A 2,779-nucleotide genomic window follows, 5' to 3' on the forward strand; every position below is an offset into this window, starting at 1 on the left:
GCAATTAAATCTTCAATTAGATTTCTCTATATCCTTGAGTGATCACTTACTAATCTCTTTACAAAACTAGAAAAAACCCTGATAGCATCTCCTTAACTGCCCCTGGGGAAGCGATCTGAAAAACGCCATCAATCCCTGAATATCAACCCTCAACCGACGCGCACTCATGAAAACCTCGAAAAACCCCACCGATCCAGTTCGCGCCTATCTCAGAGAAATTGGCCGAGTTCCCCTTCTCACCCATGAAGAAGAAATTCTCTACGCAAAACAGGTGCAAAGATTAATTTTTCTCGAAAAAATCAAGGAATCCCTAAGGGCTAAACTCGGCAGGGAACCCAGCGATCGCCAATGGTCAGAAGCGGCGGAAATTAGTGAAGAACAACTCCGTCGAGAATTGGGGGCAGGGGATTTCGCCAAACGCAAGATGGTAGAAGCGAACCTGCGTCTAGTGGTTTCCGTCGCTAAAAAATACCTAAAACGCAATCTAGATCTATTAGACCTTATCCAAGAGGGAACGATTGGGATGCAAAGAGGTGTGGAAAAATTCGATCCCACCAAAGGCTATCGCTTTTCCACCTATGCTTATTGGTGGATTCGCCAAGCCATCACCCGGGCGATCGCAGAAAAAAGTCGCACCATCCGTCTGCCCATCCACATCACCGAAAAACTGAATAAAATCAAAAAAGCCCAGCGTCAACTAGCTCAAGATAAAGGTCGCGCTGCCACCATTGCCGAATTAGCCGAGGAATTAGACCTAACTCCCAAACAGGTGCGAGACTACTTGGAAAGGTCCCGTCAACCCCTTTCCCTTGACTTAAAGGTGGGGGACAATCAAGACACGGAATTAGGGGAACTCTTGGAAGATACGGGACTTTCCCCCGAAGATTACACTGCCTATTCTTCCCTCCAAGTGGATTTGGAAAAACTGATGGCAGACCTCACCCCTCAACAAAAAGAAGTGATTTGTCTGCGTTTTGGTTTAGATAATGGGCAGCCCCTCACCCTAGCAAAAATTGGCGTTCGACTCAATATCAGTCGTGAACGCGTGCGTCAGATCGAACGAGAAGCGATCGCTAAATTAAGAAAACGCAAGGGCAACATCAGAGAATATCTAGCTAGTTAGGGTTTGCGGCAAAAAGCTGTTCGTGGGGGCAGGGTGTGGGGTGTGGGGTGTAGGGTGTGGGGTGTGGGGAGAATAAATAAAATAATCTCCTATCTCCTGACTCCTGACTCCTGAATACTGCCTCCTGCCCCCTGCCTTCGTTAAGGGTCAAATCGATCGTCTGGATAACAGCGAGAAAAATGACCCATTTCTAGATTCATCGGCGACTTTTCTCCGCTCTTATTTCTCTATTTATTCAAGATATTTTTTCAAAAAGAGAGCTAATTTTTCTTTAGTGGCGACGGGAACAGAATCTAGACGGGTAAGAATAGCGTATTTAAGGGCAGAATGAGCGGCGGAAACGGGAGGATTAGCTGCCAGACGACGCACCGTTTCTTGAATAACTTTTTGGGCATTAATAGCGTTATGGTGTAGATTTTCGATCACCATTTCTACCGTGACATGATCGTGGTCGGGATGCCAACAATCGTAATCGGTAACTAGGGCTAAGGTAGCGTAGGCAATTTCCGCTTCTCGGGCTAATTTTGCCTCGGTTAAATTGGTCATACCGATCACGGTTGCCCCCCAACTTCTATAGAGATTTGATTCCGCTTTAGTAGAAAAAGCCGGCCCTTCCATACAGAGGTATGTACCGCCGCGATGCAAGGTAACTTCCGGTAGGTTTAAACTAGCGACGGCATCCCCTAAAATTTCGGCTAATTGGGGACAAATGGGATCACCAAAGGCAACGTGAGCAACAATTCCTTCCCCAAAAAAAGTCGCTATTCTCTCTTTAGTTCTGTCAATAAATTGATCGGGAATGACTAAATCTAGGGGTTTAACTTCGGCTTTTAGGGAACCAACGGCCGAAGCGGAAATAATATATTCAACCCCTAATTGTTTGAGAGCGTGAATATTAGCGCGAAAGGGTAATTCGGTCGGTAAAAAATGGTGATTTCTGCCATGACGCGCTAAAAAGGCGACTTCTGTTCCCTCTAAAGTACCGAGAATTAAAGCATCGGAAGGAGAACCAAAAGGAGTATCGAGGGATACTTCCCGCACATCCTTGAGGGCATCCATTTTATACAAACCACTGCCGCCAATGATGCCAATTTTTACCGTCGTCATAGTCTTGGAAAGAATTAGTTATCGTTGCCTTGATTGTACCATAATTGAGCGATCGAACTGTGATAATTTTTCCGTTAAGGCCTTACTTTTTCTTTTTCTTGCCCTTGAGGGAACCATTAATTAAACCATTAAAGCCATAAATTTCTTCAGTTCCCGCGATGGTAACTAATTCCACCTCTTTCGTGTCTCCCGGTTCAAATCGAACTGATGTACCCGCAGGAATATTCAGATGGGTTCCTTTGGTTAATTCGCGCTGGAACTCCAGGGCCTGATTAACTTCATAAAAATGATAGTGGGAACCCACTTGAATGGGTCGATCGCCTGTATTAGCCACAGAAATACGCAGGGTGTCGCGACCGACATTAATCTCGATCGCCCCGGATGGTGTGATAATTTCTCCCGGAATCATAACTGCTAAAAATCTCCTGTTAGTGAATGGGATTGTGAACGGTAACTAATTTAGTACCATCGGGAAAAGTCGCTTCGATCTGCACTTCCGTAATCATTTCCGGGATACCTTCCATTACCTCCTCGCGAGTTAATAAAGTA

4 protein-coding genes are annotated in these 2,779 nt (G+C 45.4%); 1 reads left to right on the top strand and 3 read right to left on the bottom strand.

The genetic code is table 11. The features are described from left to right. The first annotated feature begins 166 nt into the window (after nt 1-166). The gene (locus tag PX636_RS02935) at nt 167-1,123 is read left to right on the top strand and encodes an RNA polymerase sigma factor, RpoD/SigA family (RefSeq protein ID WP_002761297.1); all 957 of its coding nucleotides are present in this window, start codon (nt 167-169) and stop codon (nt 1,121-1,123) included. A gap of 231 nt (nt 1,124-1,354) precedes the next feature. Here PX636_RS02935 and PX636_RS02940 read toward each other — a convergent pair whose 3' ends face one another. The 3 genes from PX636_RS02940 to PX636_RS02950 form a co-directional block, all read right to left on the bottom strand. Then, a complete protein-coding gene (locus PX636_RS02940) occupies nt 1,355-2,230 on the bottom strand; it encodes an S-methyl-5'-thioadenosine phosphorylase (protein WP_002795595.1) in 876 nt (291 codons plus the stop codon). An 82-nt stretch (nt 2,231-2,312) separates the two neighbouring features. Then, nucleotides 2,313-2,639 (bottom strand): urease subunit beta, encoded by a 327-nt coding sequence (locus PX636_RS02945; protein ID WP_002738732.1) that lies wholly within the window; start codon nt 2,637-2,639, stop codon nt 2,313-2,315. Nucleotides 2,640-2,658: 19 nt separating this feature from the next. Next, nucleotides 2,659-2,779 (bottom strand): urease subunit gamma (locus tag PX636_RS02950; RefSeq protein WP_288116171.1); only part of this gene is annotated, 121 nt, incomplete at its 5' end.

The organism is Microcystis sp. M53598_WE2 (assembly GCF_030067735.1).
GTDB classification, from domain to species: domain Bacteria; phylum Cyanobacteriota; class Cyanobacteriia; order Cyanobacteriales; family Microcystaceae; genus Microcystis; species Microcystis aeruginosa.

Bases quoted from the DNA above. Each gene is read 5' to 3' on its own strand.
- PX636_RS02945 (WP_002738732.1), bottom strand. From the start codon at position 2,639: ATGATTCCGGGAGAAATTATCACACCATCCGGGGCGATCGAGATTAAT.
- PX636_RS02935 (WP_002761297.1), top strand. From the start codon at position 167: ATGAAAACCTCGAAAAACCCCACCGATCCAGTTCGCGCCTATCTCAGA.
- PX636_RS02940 (WP_002795595.1), bottom strand. From the start codon at position 2,230: ATGACGACGGTAAAAATTGGCATCATTGGCGGCAGTGGTTTGTATAAA.